We start from the raw sequence: 17051 nt of genomic DNA, 5'->3' as shown, positions 1-17051 counted from the left end.
CCGCCATCACGCCGAGTTTTCCGTTTTGCCAATTAGCCGAGTATCCATGCAGGTAGTCCAGTGAGCCAGCACGTTGCCATTCTCCTTTGCACATATCAGGGTGAAAAGTACCTGGCTGCGCAACTGGACTCATTTGCGGCGCAGACTTTCCCATCTTGGAAACTCTGGGTATCGGACGACGGCTCGACCGATGCAACCCTGGACGAGTTGAAGGCTTTTGCCGAGCGGCGCAAGCCAGGGCAAGTCACGCTCCAAGCAGGCCCGCGCAAGGGATTCGTAAAGAATTTCATGTCCTTGATCTGTGAACCCACCCTGCACGCGGACTATTACGCCTTGTCTGATCAGGACGACATTTGGCACCCCGACAAGCTGGAACGTGCCTTAAAGTGGCTGCGCGACGTGCCGCAGGGGCAACCCGCGCTGTACTGTACCCGGACCGAGCTGGTCGACGGGGCGGGCCAACCTATCGGCTTTTCGCCATTGTTTACGCGCCCACCGGCATTTGCCAACGCCCTCATGCAGAACGTGGCCGGCGGAAATACCATGGTGATGAACAATGCCGCTCGCGACCTACTGCTGGAGGCCGGTGCAGACATAGATGTAGTCGCCCACGATTGGTGGATTTATATCGTGGTCAGCGCCTGTGGCGGCCGTGTCTATTACGACAGTGAGCCCTCGCTGCGCTATCGGCAGCATGGGGACAACCTGATTGGTGCCAACGCTGGATTAAGTGCCCGCCTATTACGGATCAAAATGCTGTTTGAAGGACACTTGAAAATGTGGACCAACCAGCATATTCAAGCGCTGTCGCCCTTGCTACCGAAACTGACTCCCGCCAATCTCGTCATCTACAACCGCTTTATCTCAGCGCGTCAGCGGAGCCTGCTTCCGAGGGTAGTCGGCATTAAACGTTCCGGGGTTTATCGTCAGACCTTGCTGGGCAACCTCGGATTATTGGCCGCTGCGCTGACCAATCGAATTTGAAGGCTATTATGAAAATCCTGCTACTCGGCAAAGATGGGCAAGTCGGACACGAATTAAAGCGCACCCTGCTGCCGCTGGGCGACGTACATGCCTTTGGCCGTCAAGGCGCCAATCTGGAAAACCTGGAAGCGTTGCGCCAATTACTCGCTCAACAAGCGCCAGACATTATCGTGAACGCCGCTGCCTACACCGCAGTGGACAAAGCCGAAACCAATCAAGACGTCGCCCGCACGGTGAACGCCGATGCCGTAGCGGAAATCGCGCGGTACGCGAAGGCAAATGACGCCCTGTTCGTACACTACTCCACCGACTACGTATTCGATGGCCGCAAAGAGGCACCTTACGACGTCGATGACCAGACAAATCCACAAAGCGTGTACGGTTCGACCAAGCTCGCGGGTGAGGCTGCCATCACCGCAAGCGGCTGCAAGGCGCTGATCCTGCGTACGAGCTGGGTGTTCTCCGCCCACGGTGGAAATTTCATCAAAACGATCTTGCGCCTCGCTAAAGAGCGGGATGCATTGAATATTGTGGCTGACCAGCATGGTGCGCCGACATCCGCCGAACTGATCGCGGACGTCACTGCCTTGGCTGTCGCCGGCTTTCAGCAAGGCAAACTTGCCGCTGGCATATACCACCTGACTGCCGCTGGCCACACCACATGGCACGGGTTGGCGACACATGTCGTCGCGCGCGCCCGCCATAATGGCTTGGCTCTAAAAGTCCAGCCCGGCGATATCGGTGCCATTACAACCGAGCAGTATCCGGTGCCCGCGGCTCGGCCAAAAAACTCTCGATTGAATACGAACGCCCTGACCGCGCCGCTGAAGCTGCAACTGCCGGACTGGACAGTGCATGTTGACCGCACGGTAGATCAACTTACGTCATTGGAACTTTCCGCATGAAACGCAAAGGCATTATCCTGGCCGGCGGCTCCGGCACCCGACTGCACCCCGCCACGCTCGCGATCAGCAAGCAGTTGTTGCCGGTTTTTGATAAACCGATGATTTACTATCCGTTGAGCACGCTGATGCTCTCGGACATTCAAGACATCCTGATCATCTCGACCCCCCAAGACACGCCGCGATTCCAGCAACTGCTGGGCGACGGTTCTCAATGGGGCTTGAATCTCCAATACGCAGTGCAGCCGTCGCCCGATGGCTTGGCTCAAGCGTTCCTCATCGGTGAATCGTTCCTCGGTAACGATCTGTCTGCGCTCGTGTTGGGCGACAACATTTTCTACGGCCACGACTTCCACCAGCTTCTGGCCAACGCCAATGCGCGCGTCGAAGGCGCCAGCGTATTTGCCTATCACGTCCATGACCCCGAGCGTTATGGCGTGGCGGAATTCGACGAAAAGGGCAAGGTCCTTTCGTTGGAAGAAAAGCCAAGCAAGCCGAAGTCCAACTACGCGGTTACCGGCCTGTACTTTTACGACGAAAACGTCGTCGAGATCGCCAAGCAGATCAAGCCTTCACCGCGTGGCGAACTGGAGATTACCGATCTGAACCGCGTCTATCTCGAGCAAGGCAAGCTGGGGGTTGAAATCATGGGCAGGGGATACGCCTGGCTGGACACCGGCACCCACGAATCGCTGCTCGAGGCCAGCCAGTTCATTTCCACTCTGGAGAACCGCCAGGGATTGAAGGTGTCGTGCCCTGAGGAGATTGCGTTCCGCAATCGGTGGATAACGCCGGAACAGCTGGAAGCGCTGGCCGCTCCGCTGTCCAAGAATGGCTATGGAAAGTATCTCCAACGTCTACTCGTTGAGAAGGTGTATTGATGAACGCCACTCCGCTCGCAATTCCGGAAGTCATCCTGTTCGAACCGAAGGTATTCGGGGACGACCGTGGATTTTTCTTCGAGAGTTTCAATCATCGCGTCTTCGAAGAAGCCATTGGTCGAAAAGCGCAGTTCGTGCAGGACAACCATTCTCGCTCGGTCAAGGGCGTACTGCGGGGCCTGCACTATCAGATCCAGCAGGCGCAGGGCAAGCTTGTGCGCGTCGCCCAGGGCGAAGTCTTTGATGTCGCCGTCGACCTACGCAAATCCTCCCCGACGTTCGGGCAGTGGGTCGGTGCGTTGTTGAGCGCCGAGAACAAGCACCAATTGTGGGTACCAGAAGGTTTTGGCCACGGATTCGTGGTGTTGTCCGACACCGCGGAGTTCCTGTACAAGACAACTGACTACTACGCCCCGGCGCATGAGCGCTGTATCGCCTGGAACGATCCGACGCTTGCCATCGATTGGCGTATGAGCGGCGACCCGGTCGTCTCGGCCAAGGATGCACTGGGCTTACCCTTCCTGCAAGCCGAATACTTCGCCTAAGACAGTCCGATTCGCTCCGGCAAGCTGCGGCTGCCACTGTCGTGGACACACCCACGCCCTGCGGCTATCTAATGTTCGACATGAAAAACACTACTGATTTGACCGACTCCCCCTCGTTTAAAGCCCTTTCCGGCCATCGCGGGGAAGGGGCGGCCGATGACGCCGGCTATACGATGGATACCTCGAAACTGATCGCGTTTTACCTGCCTCAATACCATCGCGTGGCGGAAAACTCGGAATGGTGGGGCCCGGGGTTCACCGAGTGGACCAATGTGGCTCGCGGCAGGCCTAATTTTGACGGACACTATCAGCCTCATATCCCGCGGGAATTGGGTTTTTACGACTTGGACCGCGTGGAAACCATGCGCGAACAGGCCGTTTTGGCGCGCGAGTATGGTGTACACGGATTCTGCTTCTACTATTACTGGTTCAGCGGCCGCCGCATCCTCGAGCGGCCCCTGAACAATTTTCTGGCGTCCGACATCGACATGTCGTTCTGCCTGTGCTGGGCCAATGAAAACTGGACGCGGACTTGGGATGGAGATACCAAGAGCGTACTGCTCGAACAAAAGTACGCGGAAGGCGACGAAGAGCGCTTTATTCAGGACATCCATCCCTTCCTGGCAGATCCTCGCTATATCCGCGTGGACGACAAGCCGCTGCTCGTCGTCTACCGCATCAAGGAATTGCCGGATCCTGCCGGTTCGATAAAGAAATGGCGCGCGGAAGCGGAACGCCTTGGCCTGCCTGGCCTTCATGTGTCCGTCGTCGACTTCTACGACATCAGCGATCCGCGTGAAGTCGGTGCCGATGCCATGGTCGAATTTCCGCCGCACAAGTTCAACGGCCCGCAAAACTGCCCGGATCCATCGCCTCATCTGACAAATCCGAATTTCCGCGGTGGCCTGATCGACTATTCGCGGGTCATTGCGCAAAGCATGCTGCGCCCCGAGCCGCCGTTCACGCTCTACCGAGGCATCATCCCCAGCTGGGATAACACTGCCCGACGCCAAGACACGGGCACAATCATCGTGAATGCCACCCCTGCATTCTTCGGCTCGTGGCTGAAATTCCTGCGCGCCTACACCCGTGAGACGCGTCCCGGGGCATCCGATCCCTTCATTTTCGTCAATGCCTGGAACGAATGGGGCGAGGGCTGCCATCTTGAACCCGACGTGCAATGGGGTCTGGGCTATCTGGACGAAGTCGCACGCACTTCGTACGTGTCTCCTGAAGATAAGGTGCCAATGGAACAGGCCCGCGAAGCAGCATTCCGCCGTATCCAGCGAATCGCCTCCGACGACGGCATCGGGATCAAGACGGATCTCAGCAAGCATGTACCGATGAAGCCCCGTGTGCAGCGTCTGGCTCATGCGCTGCAGAAATATCCGCTGCTGCACAAGATCGCACGCAAGCTGTATCGCGCAACCCACGCACTTTTGCATTGATATGCCGAAGACTGTCGCTGTTGTCGCCCATTTTGATCCAGATGACGTTTTGGATCCCACGTTGCATGGCATCCTAGAGGAATTGGAAGCGCTGTGCGATAGCGTTGTTCTGGTCACGACAAGTCGACTGGCGGCGGACGACGTGCCCCGCAGCAAGCGGATTCAGACAATCTGCCGACCCAACATCGGCTACGACTTCTACAGCTATCGTGTAGGCATCAGCGCGGTGCTGCAGCAAGGCGGTTGCGACCGCATGCTGCTGCTCAACTCAAGTTATCTGGTGACCGACAATCACCGATACCGGGACACGATGGCGACAATGCTGCAGCGACTCGACGACGTGGACATCGTTGGAGTGACACAGTCACGCCAATGGCAGTGGCATCTGCAATCCTATCTGATCGCATTGCGGGGCGAATCCGTTTCGAGCAGTTGGTTTCAGTCGTGGCTCTCGACTATCTCCCCGCGCAATACCAAAATAGAAACCATACTTTCAGGCGAACTCGGGCTGTCTGCGGCCATCATGGCCAGCGGCGCGTCCGTGGACGTCGTTTTCCAGCCGACCCGCTGGGACAACTGGCGCGCCATGGCGCTCTGGGGACGTAAGAGCCTGACCCTCAAGAGCTTGGCAAAACTGGGCCGGCCCTCGTTCTGGCGTTCGCTAACGCAATTCAATCCCACTCACTTTCAGGCGCAAGCGCTTGCGCGGAAAACGGGATTGGTCAAGACCGAGCTCGTTCGGAACAACCCCCACAAGCTCAGCTTGGCCTGGTTGCGGCGGCTATGCCCGCCAACTGAGTACGAAGCGATAAATCGATTCGTCACGCGCTCGCAGGCTCACTACCAATCTAAGTCAGGACCGCTCACTGCCTTGACGACAAAAGCCAGCCCGTTGCCCTGGCAGCGCGTCATCCACACCGCGCCGCTGGGCAGACCCGGGGTCCGAGTCGCGGTGGTCGTTCATATTTTTTATCCGGAACTGGCCGGCGAGATTTACGACTACATCAAAAACATCGTCGAACCGTTCGACCTCATCATCACCACGCCTCACGAAGGGGCGGTATCACAGTTGATCGATATCTTTGCGCCGCTGGCAAGCAGCGTGGCGGTCGCGCTGTCGGAGAACCGCGGCCGGGATGTCGGACCGTTTCTTGCAGTTCACCGTAGCGGGATACTTGAGCACTATGACGCGGTGCTCAAGCTGCATTCCAAGAAGAGCACATATAGCGACAGCGGGCAGCAATGGCAGCAGAGCCTGTTCCGCCAGCTTTGCGGCAACTCTCAGACTGTACGCCGGAGCCTCGCACTGTTGCGCGACGGCACGACTGGCATGGTAGGACCACACGATTACTATCTGACGCACCCGCACTACTGGGGCGCCAACCGGGCCACTGTGCGCGCGCTGATGCAAAGCCTTACGCCCACTACCTTAAAAGAAGAGGACGTACCGCTCGGTTTTTTCGCCGGCACCATGTTCTGGTTTGCACCGAAGGCCATCGCGGCGCTACATGACATTCCGGATTCCCTGCTGACCTTTGCGCCCGAGAACGGAAAGCAAGACGGCACACTGGCACATGCGCTGGAGCGGCTGTTTGGAATACTGCCGGAACTGGGCGGATATACCATCACCAGCCTAGCGCTAGCCGGACGGAGCTTGAACGAAGTAGCAACCCTTGACCATAGCGTTCCCGTGCTGAAAAAGCCCTCTGAGTTGGTCCAATAGGCGCATGAAACCTCTTTGATGCTGGCGTATCCGCTCCGACGTACCGCGGTGCCAGCTTGCCACCAATTGACTATTTATTGATAGACCCATCCGTTTATGTCCAACCAAACCGCTGCTGGCGCCGTACAAGACATCCTGTCAGCGCTAAAACGTTTTTCTTTGATAGGCACACTAGGCTGGCAGGATGTGCGACAGCGCTACCGCCGTTCCTCCATTGGAGCCTTCTGGCTGACCATCAGTATGGGAGTGATGATCGGCACGATCGGCATCGTATTTGGCCAGATCTTCAAATCGCCAATGAACGAGTTTTTGCCGTTTCTGTCAGTCGGCTTGATCCTATGGGGGTTCATCTCGACAGTCATCACAGAAGGGTGCAGCGGCTTCATCGCTGGAGAGGCCGTGATCAAGCAGTTGCCCATCCCGCTTAGCGTGCACATTTTCCGCGTCCTTTGGCGCAACCTGATCATCCTGGCGCATAACGTCGTGATCTTTCCGCTGGTCCTCATCGCGGTCCAAAAGGCACCTACTTGGGATGTCCTAGTCGCAATCCCGGGCTTGTTGCTCTTGATGTTGAATCTGACCTGGATCGCCATTTTTTTGGGTGTCATCTGTACTCGCTATCGTGACATTCCCCAAATTATCTCCAGCTTTCTGCAGGTCGTCTTCTATGTCACGCCGATCATGTGGCTGCCGAGCCTTCTGCCTTCCCGCGCCGGCGCTTATATGCTGGATCTGAACCCTTTCTATCACTTCCTTCAGATCGTTCGTGCCCCCCTCCTCGGCCAAGAACCTTCACTGGAGAACTGGCTAGTGTCGATTGGCATCGCCATCGTAGGCTGGACTTTGACCTTGGTGCTCTTCGGCCGTTATCGCCGCCGTATCGCCTACTGGCTTTAAGACACAACGACTCTTCAAGAAAGACAGATTATGGCTTCCATTGTTTTCGACAAAGTCTGCGTCGACTTTCCCATTTACAACGCCAGTGCACGTTCACTTAAAAAGCGACTATTCCAGGTTGCGACCGGTGGTCAGATCAGCGCCAACTCAAGTGGCCGGGTGATCATCCGCGCACTCGAGGACTTGACCTTGACAATCAAGGATGGGGATCGCGTCGGCTTGCTTGGACATAATGGTGCAGGCAAAAGTACGCTGTTGCGCCTGCTGAGCGGCGTTTACGAACCATCAAGCGGCAGGGCCGAAATCAAGGGTGAAATTGGATCTTTGATCGATGTCAGTTTCGGCATTGATCCGGAGGCAAGCGGCCGCGAGAACATATACCTGCGCGGCGCCCTCCTGGGTCTGACTCGCGCCGAGATAAAGACCAAGCTCGAAGAGATCATCGATTTCTCGGAGCTGGGTGACTTCATCGATATGCCAGTTCGCACATATTCATCTGGGATGCACTTGCGCCTGGCATTCTCGGTATCCACCATCATCAGACCCGAAATCCTGTTGATGGACGAATGGCTATCCGTCGGCGATGAGGGATTTCGTGTTCGTGCAGAAGCCCGCATGAATGAACTGGTGGAGTCCACGCACATCCTCGTCATCGCGAGCCACTCGCGCGAACTGGTCAGGGACACATGCAACCGCGCTATCTGGCTCGAGCATGGAAAGATAAAAATGGACGGAACGCCCGAAGAGGTCACTCAGGCTTATTTCGGCCATTGAACTGATCCCGCCCGCCTGAACGCCACACACCGGATGAAGCTCGAATTTGCAGGGCGTAATTTCGGCGATCCGTTTTAGGGTGCGTTCGCTCGAATATTGGTCTCCACGCAAGGCGAAACAGATAATGACTCAAGACTCGTTGCGAAGTTTATATGACAACCACGTCGGGAAAGTCTCTGACAAATGGGAAATCTATCTCGAGGAATATGGGCTAATCCTAGAGAAGTACCGCGACCGCCCTATCCGATTTCTTGAAATTGGAATTCAAAACGGCGGTTCCCTGGAAATCTGGTCCAGATTTTTTCCCAATGCCGCGAAGTTCGTGGGCTGTGATATCAACCCGGACTGTGCCAAATTGCGCTACGCGGATCCGCGCATCGACGTGGTCGTAGGCAATGCCAATACGCCCACCACGTATACCGAGATCACGCGGGCATCAGCGGCGTTCGACATCATCATTGATGACGGCTCTCATCTTTCCGGAGACATCATCAAGACCTTCTGCCTCTATTTCCCATTGGTGGTAGAGGGCGGGACGTTTATAGCAGAGGATCTGCACTGCAGTTACTGGGCATCGTACGAAGGCGGCCTATTTCATCCTTATTCATCGATAGCCTTCTTCAAGTTACTGGCTGACGTCATTAATGCCGAACACTGGGGAGTGAATGCGCCAGATCCGTTGCGCCTGCTCTCAGGCATTCTCTCCCACAATGGATGCGAGATAGCGCTGGATTTGCTAGCGCAGATCCGGTCGGTGGAATTTATCAATTCCATGTGCATCATTCGCAAGCATCCTGCCTCCAGCAACACGCTCGGACGTCGCATCATTGCAGGCCAGGAGGAACTCGTCGTCGCTGGCCACTTGGCCCTGAGCGGCGCGCCCTACACAAGGCAAGACGCGCCTGCACAAGCGGACAATCCCTGGTCCACACGCCTGACCCCACCGGCCGAGACGATAGTGGAAACGGAGCAATTGTTGAGCGCGACACAAACCATACTCACCGAGCGCGATGAGGCCGCACGGATCAGCGCCAACGAAATCAAGCGCTTGGAGCAATCCATAAGCGAACTTCAAGGCGCGTGGCAACAGGCAGAGCAACGGGCAGAAAATGCCGAACGTTCCAATAAGTCGCTGCAGCTATCGACTAGTTGGCGCATGACCGCCCCCCTGCGTTGGATTGCAGATACCTTACGCCGTTTAACCCGATAGCCACTGTCTGGCGGTGTACCGTCAACGCCCTGGTTAAAAGGTCGGCCGGCCTGGTGACGTGTCACCAGGCCGGCGTTTCGACTACTCATCTATCGCCATGATGAGCGGGCATGTGTAAACCTCACCGCCTGATACCGACTTTATATAGAGTTTTTTCGGGCCAGGCAGGTCTGAAATGTCCATGCCCAAGTCAAAGCCGGACGACATCAGGCCGGGACGCTTGAAATAAGCAGCGACATCGGGACGTTTCTCCGTTCCAGCTTTGAAAAATCGTTCTCGGCCATCGGCACCCTGCACAATGATCCAGGCCTGAATAGGTTGACGATCCTCTCCGTCGATGGGTGCAGTCCATCCGCGCAGCCTCATCAGGCCACCGACGGTACGCACTCTGGTGCCTGGCAACAACGCTTGCCCGTTTACATCGTCAACCACACACTGGGCCGCATTCTTTGTCATCCCCTCCAACGGCAGGTCGGACGAGTCCGCGGCCCGCTTGAACAACTGATCCCGGGCGGTCGTCTGAGGCACAATGTCAATGGGCGTTTGCCGGACCTCGAAGTCGTTCTTCCACAGATACTTTTGCTCTGACAAAAAACGCACCGATTTGACCTTTGCGCCGAGATCCACGCCAGCGGCAAGCGCAGCAAAATCCTCAGCCACGGCCAGATAAGGGGCCACGATGAAACCGGTCGACGTGATTTTGGGAATGACCCGCTTGCGGATCACAGCCCCATTGTCAAACGTCATTTCTATCTGCAGCTGAGGCAAACGAAACACTCCCGCAACCAACTTGCCCAATAGCGTAGGTTGGATGTCCGCTTGCATCCATACCGGTCGCAAGGGATCTAATTCAATAGCTTTACCGAACTCGCCAGGGACCGCTTTCTGGTGATCAAGATCAAGCGACGCCCCACGTTCTCCCATTCGCTTCTTCAGTACGAGGTACGGCGACTCGATTGCCGACACCGTATATCCTGCCAGCAGCTCAAGCACGCTGCCTGCGTCCTCGATAGCCGGCAAGCGGTCATCAATCGGAGAAAAAGAAAAAAACACGGTGTCGGGCGCATTGCCACCCCGAAGATGGGCCACGTTCTTATCGTCGAGACTGGTGTCGTATACGGAATAGCTTTGGGGAATCGGTCGTCCAGACCAATTCAAGTCATGGGCAAAGATCGTGGACAATTCGGTAGGATACAGATCCACGGTCCCCGTCGCGAGTGGCAATGGATGCTCCAAGCGGATCTTTTCCTTCGCCTTTTCGTACTGTTCGATAAAGCGCTCAGGATGTGCAATTCGTTGATGAATACCCGATATGGTATTCACCCAATGAGCAGCCACTTCGTTCCAAACAAATCGTGGCGTGCGATCGAAGTTGCTGGGCGCGATCAGGCACCACACCGTTACCATCGCACACCACGTGGCGATAATGGCGATCACGTTCGCATAAAGCGATATTCCATAACTCAACATCAGCAGCACGCCGATCGTCACTAAGATATGCCCGTCCTGGCGTACGAAGCCCGCTTTGAACGCCACGAACAGCGTAAACGCCATCCCGAGCACGAGCATCCAGGCGCGTGAGCCAAATGCCCGCAAGAGCGCGTGCGAAAAGAGGCTAAGGACCAATATCGATGCCAACAGGATGTATACCACCGCGTCGACGGGCCCACCTTGAGACATGGCATTGGTGTATCCCGAAATAATCGGCCCCTGTGCCATAAAGAACTGCGGAAGATCTTTCAAGTTCTGGCCCGCAACGATCCAGTTGAGACAGACCGACAGCAGCAGCAGCGCAGCGAAACCCAAAGCGGCTCTCTTTTGAGATCTCCACAACATCAAGAATGTCAACCCGCCAACCGGCAGGACAACCCCAGAGAAACTCCCCTTTACAAGGGGTCCCAGGCCCATCGCATACGTCGCCACTGCAAGAGCCAACACAACACCAGGGCTCGGCCGGAGGCAATAACGAGAATTTGGATGCGCGGTCACACGCGTCACGGCCAGGAGCAGGAAAAACGGAAGCACCAGAAAGAGCACATCGCGAGTGAAGAGCAGGCATAAAAGGACCGGAAGCAAAACCGCCCACCACTGCCGCTTGACGGGTGCGCTCAGATGCACGGCGATGGCAAAACCGATCACATAGAGACCACTGCCCCACCGCATCTGAAAATCTGTACCTGGGCCATACGCCGTCGAGTAGACGGACCCCATGGGACCGAATGTGAAGATCATGTCACGACCAAACACCAGCCCGCGCTCTACGGCTTCATTGATCGCGTAACACCAAGAAGGGTCCAAACCTGCCCGGGGCATCCAAGGAGAAAACGGAATGAACGCGAGGCAAGTCAGCACCAAAGCCACCAACACAATCACTTGCCGGAGCACCGAGCGCCTAAACGATGGCGTGGCAATGAGCTCAGAGGGCTGAATCATTATATTTATATACTCGAATTCAAATTCAATAAAAGGCGCTTTTCAACGAAAGGAAAAGTGCTTATGCCCCAGATAGCTTGAAAAAACCGGCACCACGATACCTGTCGCATGTGCGATTTCGTGCACAAAGATTTCTATGCCCAGTGCCGGAAGGACATACACCGCAAGTCCCATGCTTATCAGCCACGTTTGCAGCACCGCGAACACATTGACGGCAATAAAGAAGAGGATCGACTTTTTCGTGGATTGCGTACTTTCCCGGAATACGAAAGCCTTCGCCAGCAGAAAAGCGACGACCATCCCGGTAATGTAGGCGAGAATCACCGCCGAGGAAAAATCCATCCAGCGGCTAAAAATAATGCGTGAACCGAAGTTCGCCGCGGCAGCGATCCCACCTGTCACGACGAACAGCGTGAATTGCTTGTTCAGGAAAATTTTCATGGCTTACCGCTTCACCACCCGCTTTGCCAAGTTCCTGCCGAAACCAATACTCTCCGAAATTCCCCGATCCTCCGGATAGTAATAGGAAGTGTCAGCCGCCCATAGACCGTCGACTGGGAGCATGGCGTCCGGCACACCATCCATGTAGCCGGGCTCACAGATTGGCTGAGCGTAGCGATAACGGCTCGCACGGATATCGAGAAAATCGCTATCCGATAAGGCTGGATTGATTTTCTTCAGATAGCGCTTAACTTTACTTATGAAGGCCTCGTCAGACTCAGAATACTTTGGGTGCTCGCCAGGCATGTAAAAAGGTACATAGACGATATGCTCGCCCAGTGGCCGCAGATTTGTGTATTCCACCAGACCGGGAATATCCATCTCAGGATCATTGATGTTGAGCCAGAAGTTCTCCGTCACGGGCTTCTTCAGTTTTGCGATCACGCACACCACGGCAATGTTCTTTTTATTATTGAACTTGTCCAAAATGGACTGCGGCAGGTCGGGCATCAGCCGTGAGACGTATGGGAGTGGCACCGTGCTCACCACTTTGTCGAAAGCCTCCATTTCCCCCCCGACCATAATCCCTCGAACCCGGCCGTCTTCGATTACGACCTTGCTGGCCGGGGATTTCAGGCGGATCTGCCCCCCGTTGTTGCGAATAGCATTGGCCAAGCCTTGCAACAACGTCGACGACCCCCCTTCCAGATAGCCGAGCTTTTCACGGAATAGGCTGTAACGCGAACGGCCGATCCGCCGGATACGGCTCCATATCCAAGCGGCGGATAGATTATCGGTGTAGTCGTAAAACTTATAATCGAACAATCGGCGCCATAAAACTTCATAGGCCTCGGCACCGACCCATCGGCGTATCCACCCCGTGGCCTCCACCCGATCCAATGGCTTCCAATCATCGCGTTTGACTGACAGGAAGGCATGCAGGCCATAACGGACTTTAGCCACCAGGCTCAGCCCTTTGAACTTCAGCAATGCGATGGGATTTCCCCAGGGCTGCAAACGGTTCTGATACCAATAGCCCATCTTGGTTTCGACCCAGCGCATCTTCTCGGCCATACCCAACTCTTCCAACACCTGCAGAAAGGCTGTGTCGGAAGTGCAGTGGAAGTGGTAATAGCGTTCGATATCAAGTCCGTTGAAATCGAACGTGGCCGTCATACCTCCGACGCGGTCATCCGCCTCAAACACCACAGGTTGATGCCCGTCCAAAGCAAGCTGATACGCGACGGCAAGCCCCATTGGCCCCGCGCCTAAGACTGCAATTCGTTGGCCCATGATATTCAAAACTCCAGAACCACTTTGCTGTACACCGGATGATGGAACGTCTCGTCGACCGCTTTGGCAAACGGCGTTGGCGTTACATTGAATATCGTCGGCCAGTCTATGACCTCAAACTCGTCATGGGCCACCAATGCCTTGAGTTGTGCTGCAGTAAACGGCGGATCACGGTCGAACAATGCATATATCTTCAGAAGTAAATAAAACAGCCCATATGGAATCTTGAGCAGTGTTGCCTTAGCACCCGTGGAAGACTTGATAGCCCTGATGATATCAATATAGTCAATCTTTTCCCGGCCAGTTATATTAAATATCTGGGGAGGAATACGCGACTCAATACAGCTTATTATGATATCGGCAAAATCGCCGGCATAAAGCGGTTGCCGCATGAACTTTCCATTTCCTGGTATCGGGAACACAGGAGCGCGCTGCATGAAGCGCGAGAGCCACCCTAGGTGTTTTCGGTCGAACCAGCCGAACATAAGCGTCGGACGGAGGATTGGGCACGGAATGCCACTCTCCAGAACCAGCTGTTCCTGCTCTTTCTTCGACCGCGTGTAAAAATCGTCAGCGACGGACTCCACAACCGAAGAGCTGATGTGCACAAGATAAGGCACACCATACTTCTTAACCTGATCAATAATATTTCTCGTCGAAACGATATTATTATTCTCAAAATCGGAATAGTTAATGCCGCCAATTTGCGCCTGCAACATCACAACGGAATCGGAATTTTCGAAATGCCGCTCCCAAATTCCAGCTTTGGCCAAATCAGCATACTCGGCAGTGATCGACGGCTGGGTCTTCCGAAGAATGGCCAAATTCGCTTCATGTTTATCCAGCACAACGATATTTGTATAACCTCGTTGTAGCAGGCGTGCCACCAGATTCTGCCCCACTAAACCAGCCCCACCAGGCAACACAATTTTCGCTTCTTTCTTCATAATTTCAATTACCGAATAATAGGGTTGGCATTCTTGAATAGGCTATCCGCAACCAATTGCCAAACCTCGCGCCCATCTTTTGGACTGATGATTACTTAACGCCAATTATGGCAGGTGAGATCTTTCCCAGATCCAGCTGGCATGGCACATCTACACCTACTGCACTAATCGAAACGTCCTTGCCATCGCGCTTCATATAACCGACAAAGCCAGCCTTGACGGCGGATTTCGATAATGAGGAAGCTAGACCTGCGCGAGAGTGCCCCGTCAACGCATAGCCAACAATAGAGTTGTTTTCCACGATCTTCACCAACTTCGGAGAGGCACCAGCCCGATCGTTGTACATCCATCCAGAAACTCTCCAATATCCCGTATCTTCGAGGAGGAGAGTAGCCTTTTCCAGATGGCCCACGCATGCAGGCAGGGCTTCCGACGCAACCTCAGCCCCCAGATCGGCCTTTAAACCTCGATAGGGGAACCTTCCGAACACTGACAACTCCCTTGCCTGCGCTGCCCTCGCCATTGAGAGCGGCTCTTCCATCTTGGGATAAACCAAACCAATGTATTCCTGGTCTTTAATTCCCAACTCCAACGCCAAGGCCGCGATCTCCCGGTTCTGCAGCATATCGGCGTCGCCTCTTGCTGCACGCACTTGGTAGCCCAACATCAAAACAGCGGCCACAGCGAAAACCAAGACCGCGGATTTCGCGCTTCGAGCGCTGCGGGACACTCCACTGTTCAGGTAGAGAACGACCGTGAACGCCAGCCAGGCCATCAGCGCCGGGGTCGTATAGCGGGAGGAGATCGCTGATTCCATTCCAAAAATAAGTCGTCCACTAGCGGTGCCGAAGGCTGAGCCACCGATATAGAGGATGAAGAACAGCAGCGCGATGGATATGGATGCCTGCCTGGCACTACGCACGAGGCATAGCGAAAGCCATGCCGAGCCCAGAGTCAGCAAACACCCGGCGGCTGCGGCCACACCCATTCCAATCACCCCCTTGCCTACCATGAAGTAAAACGGGCTGCCGAGGTACATCATCGTATAGACGATGAGCCTGAACGGCTGATCTCGCAGGGCATCCGAAAGGTGGCCATGGAAAGGCGGTGGCACGTAGGTGGCGAAATAAGCCGTTAGGCATAGCGCTGCAAGCACCGCCAATACGACTATACGCAGCGGACTCAGGCGAAGCACCACCGCACATATGACCATAAGGGGCAGGGCCAATACCCCGTTGGCCATCGTACCCGTCGCCAGCACGCCAAACAGACAGGCCAATGCAAAGTCAGCTGCGCTGTCCTCGCGCTGAACCGAACGGCCAAGCCATACCAGCCCGCACATCGGCAGCAGTTGGGCGAGAAAGAACTGGCTCTGAAATCCCCATGCCAGATTGTTGTCTTGAGACCAGAAGAACAGTGCCCCGGCGATAAATAGCGCCAGCGCCTTCCTGGAAACCGCGCTGCGACCGCCACTGTCAGTATTGCGCAACACGATCCAGAACACCCAGATCGCCGCCGCGACGATCACGTAGTTCATGATGATCAGAAAGACGCTGACTCCGCCGAAATACCTATAATCCAGCCAGAAGAGCACCCTGGATAGCAATACTCGGTGCTCGTTGTGCTGGCGCCACCAAGCAGACGCAATGCCGTCCTGGGTGTCTAGATAGAATTGCAGCGTGCCATCCCACATATCCCAATGAGGAATGGGCGAATACATGCGGATCGCCCCAATAACGGCCAGTACGGTCATGACGAGCGCGAACAGGCCTGCCAGAATATTCAAACGCTGGAGCTTCCACATGGCGGTCGGGAATCAAATATCCATCTTGTTGAAGACGAAACGGGGCAGGTTACGGATCACCAGCATGATTACAGCCCACTTTCCCGGTGCATAGACGACAGGCTTCCCTGCAGCGATTCCTGCGACGATAGTACCGGCCACATCTTCGACCCGAGCCATGCGAGCATAGGCGGCACCCATCGCAACGGTCATCGGCGTTTGCGTTGGACCAGGCTTGATCAAGACGACCTTGACTCGCGTTTTGGCTAATCGGTGCTGCAATCCTTGCGCATAACGTTCAACAAGGCCTTTCGCTGCTCCATAGACATAATTCGACTTGCGACCCCGATCACCTGCTACCGAGCCAATCACAGCCAAGGTACCGTGATCTACCTGCTCCATGCCACGCACAAATGCTTCGGCATACATCACTGGAGAAACCGCGTTGACATGAAGAGCCTGCTCGCAAACACTGAGCGTCGTCTGGCATGCAGCTTGATCCGGCAAATTTCCGTGCGCGATCAGTACGAGATCGACCGTCCCTTCGGCCTGGATGGCGTCGACCTGCTCCTCAATCCTCGTCGGATTGACGAAATCGCCAATTACCGTACGCACATCTGATCGGGGGCTTCGAACCCGCAGATCAGCAGCGACCCCATCGAGTTTTTCTTGATCACGGCCAATCAGCGTTAGGTCTACATCCGCATTCGTGACCCATGCCCGCGCACAATGCTCGGCAATTGACGAGGTAGCGCCCACGATGACAATACGTTTCTTCTTGATCGACACT

The 17051-nt window shown here is 55.4% G+C and carries 15 protein-coding genes; 9 read left to right on the top strand and 6 right to left on the bottom strand.

The genetic code is table 11. The features are described 5' to 3' along the window. The first annotated feature begins 60 nt into the window (after positions 1–60). The 9 genes from API01S_RS25300 to API01S_RS25260 all read left to right on the top strand — a co-directional run bounded on the left by API01S_RS25300 (position 61) and on the right by API01S_RS25260 (position 9364). On the top strand, positions 61–984 hold the full coding sequence (locus API01S_RS25300; protein ID WP_061306454.1) for a glycosyltransferase family 2 protein: 924 nt from the start codon (positions 61–63) through the stop codon (positions 982–984). 8 nt (positions 985–992) lie between these two features. Next, positions 993–1889: a dTDP-4-dehydrorhamnose reductase gene (rfbD, locus tag API01S_RS25295; RefSeq protein WP_050728442.1), complete on the top strand. Its 897-nt coding sequence runs from the start codon at positions 993–995 to the stop codon at positions 1887–1889. Then, positions 1886–2767 (top strand): glucose-1-phosphate thymidylyltransferase RfbA, encoded by an 882-nt coding sequence (rfbA, locus tag API01S_RS25290; RefSeq protein ID WP_050728441.1) that lies wholly within the window; start codon positions 1886–1888, stop codon positions 2765–2767. Before rfbD ends, rfbA begins: the two co-directional genes overlap by 4 nt. Further along, positions 2767–3312: a dTDP-4-dehydrorhamnose 3,5-epimerase gene (rfbC, locus tag API01S_RS25285; protein WP_050728440.1), complete on the top strand. Its 546-nt coding sequence runs from the start codon at positions 2767–2769 to the stop codon at positions 3310–3312. Before rfbA ends, rfbC begins: the two co-directional genes overlap by 1 nt. Before the next feature lie 71 nt (positions 3313–3383). Beyond that, complete coding sequence (locus API01S_RS25280) at positions 3384–4760, top strand: glycosyltransferase WbsX family protein (RefSeq protein WP_197283407.1); 1377 nt, start codon at positions 3384–3386, stop codon at positions 4758–4760. Position 4761: 1 nt separating this feature from the next. Continuing rightward, entirely contained in the window at positions 4762–6483 is a 1722-nt protein-coding gene (locus tag API01S_RS25275; RefSeq protein ID WP_050728438.1) for a rhamnan synthesis F family protein, read from the top strand. Positions 6484–6579: 96 nt separating this feature from the next. Further along, complete coding sequence (locus API01S_RS25270) at positions 6580–7380, top strand: ABC transporter permease (protein ID WP_050728437.1); 801 nt, start codon at positions 6580–6582, stop codon at positions 7378–7380. Between the two features lie 30 nt (positions 7381–7410). Next, a complete protein-coding gene (locus tag API01S_RS25265) occupies positions 7411–8154 on the top strand; it encodes an ABC transporter ATP-binding protein (protein ID WP_050728436.1) in 744 nt (247 codons plus the stop codon). A 124-nt stretch (positions 8155–8278) separates the two neighbouring features. Beyond that, entirely contained in the window at positions 8279–9364 is a 1086-nt protein-coding gene (locus tag API01S_RS25260; RefSeq protein WP_050728435.1) for a class I SAM-dependent methyltransferase, read from the top strand. 81 nt (positions 9365–9445) lie between these two features. On the opposite strand, the gene API01S_RS25255 is transcribed toward API01S_RS25260, so the two are convergent. From API01S_RS25255 to API01S_RS25230, 6 genes are all read right to left on the bottom strand, one after another. Continuing rightward, on the bottom strand, positions 9446–11797 hold the full coding sequence (locus API01S_RS25255; protein ID WP_050728434.1) for a hypothetical protein: 2352 nt from the start codon (positions 11795–11797) through the stop codon (positions 9446–9448). Positions 11798–11839: 42 nt separating this feature from the next. Further along, on the bottom strand, positions 11840–12238 hold the full coding sequence (locus tag API01S_RS25250) for a GtrA family protein (RefSeq protein WP_050728433.1): 399 nt from the start codon (positions 12236–12238) through the stop codon (positions 11840–11842). A 3-nt stretch (positions 12239–12241) separates the two neighbouring features. Beyond that, positions 12242–13534, bottom strand: a complete 1293-nt coding sequence (locus tag API01S_RS25245) for an NAD(P)/FAD-dependent oxidoreductase (RefSeq protein WP_197283414.1) — start codon at positions 13532–13534, stop codon at positions 12242–12244. A 2-nt stretch (positions 13535–13536) separates the two neighbouring features. Continuing rightward, positions 13537–14478 carry an NAD-dependent epimerase/dehydratase family protein gene (locus API01S_RS25240; protein ID WP_050728431.1) on the bottom strand — a complete coding sequence of 314 codons (942 nt, stop codon included), beginning with the start codon at positions 14476–14478 and terminating at the stop codon, positions 13537–13539. Between the two features lie 91 nt (positions 14479–14569). Then, entirely contained in the window at positions 14570–16282 is a 1713-nt protein-coding gene (locus tag API01S_RS25235) for a hypothetical protein (RefSeq protein ID WP_050728430.1), read from the bottom strand. Positions 16283–16294: 12 nt separating this feature from the next. Beyond that, positions 16295–17050, bottom strand: a complete 756-nt coding sequence (locus API01S_RS25230; RefSeq protein ID WP_050728429.1) for an SDR family NAD(P)-dependent oxidoreductase — start codon at positions 17048–17050, stop codon at positions 16295–16297. Between the last annotated feature and the right edge of the window lies 1 nt (position 17051).

This window comes from Achromobacter piechaudii NBRC 102461 (assembly GCF_001571245.1).
In the GTDB taxonomy this organism is placed as follows: domain Bacteria; phylum Pseudomonadota; class Gammaproteobacteria; order Burkholderiales; family Burkholderiaceae_B; genus Achromobacter; species Achromobacter piechaudii.
The sequence above is the reverse complement of the archived record's forward strand: the minus strand, read 5'-3'. Positions and strand labels throughout refer to the sequence as shown.

Excerpts from the sequence above, each read along its gene's own strand:
- rfbD (WP_050728442.1), top strand. The coding sequence starts at position 993 with ATGAAAATCCTGCTACTCGGCAAAGATGGGCAAGTCGGACACGAATTA.
- rfbA (WP_050728441.1), top strand. The coding sequence starts at position 1,886 with ATGAAACGCAAAGGCATTATCCTGGCCGGCGGCTCCGGCACCCGACTG.
- rfbC (WP_050728440.1), top strand. The coding sequence starts at position 2,767 with ATGAACGCCACTCCGCTCGCAATTCCGGAAGTCATCCTGTTCGAACCG.
- API01S_RS25280 (WP_197283407.1), top strand. The coding sequence starts at position 3,384 with ATGTTCGACATGAAAAACACTACTGATTTGACCGACTCCCCCTCGTTT.
- API01S_RS25275 (WP_050728438.1), top strand. The coding sequence starts at position 4,762 with ATGCCGAAGACTGTCGCTGTTGTCGCCCATTTTGATCCAGATGACGTT.
- API01S_RS25270 (WP_050728437.1), top strand. The coding sequence starts at position 6,580 with ATGTCCAACCAAACCGCTGCTGGCGCCGTACAAGACATCCTGTCAGCG.
- API01S_RS25265 (WP_050728436.1), top strand. The coding sequence starts at position 7,411 with ATGGCTTCCATTGTTTTCGACAAAGTCTGCGTCGACTTTCCCATTTAC.
- API01S_RS25260 (WP_050728435.1), top strand. The coding sequence starts at position 8,279 with ATGACTCAAGACTCGTTGCGAAGTTTATATGACAACCACGTCGGGAAA.
- API01S_RS25255 (WP_050728434.1), bottom strand. The coding sequence starts at position 11,797 with ATGATTCAGCCCTCTGAGCTCATTGCCACGCCATCGTTTAGGCGCTCG.
- API01S_RS25250 (WP_050728433.1), bottom strand. The coding sequence starts at position 12,238 with ATGAAAATTTTCCTGAACAAGCAATTCACGCTGTTCGTCGTGACAGGT.
- API01S_RS25240 (WP_050728431.1), bottom strand. The coding sequence starts at position 14,478 with ATGAAGAAAGAAGCGAAAATTGTGTTGCCTGGTGGGGCTGGTTTAGTG.
- API01S_RS25235 (WP_050728430.1), bottom strand. The coding sequence starts at position 16,282 with ATGTGGAAGCTCCAGCGTTTGAATATTCTGGCAGGCCTGTTCGCGCTC.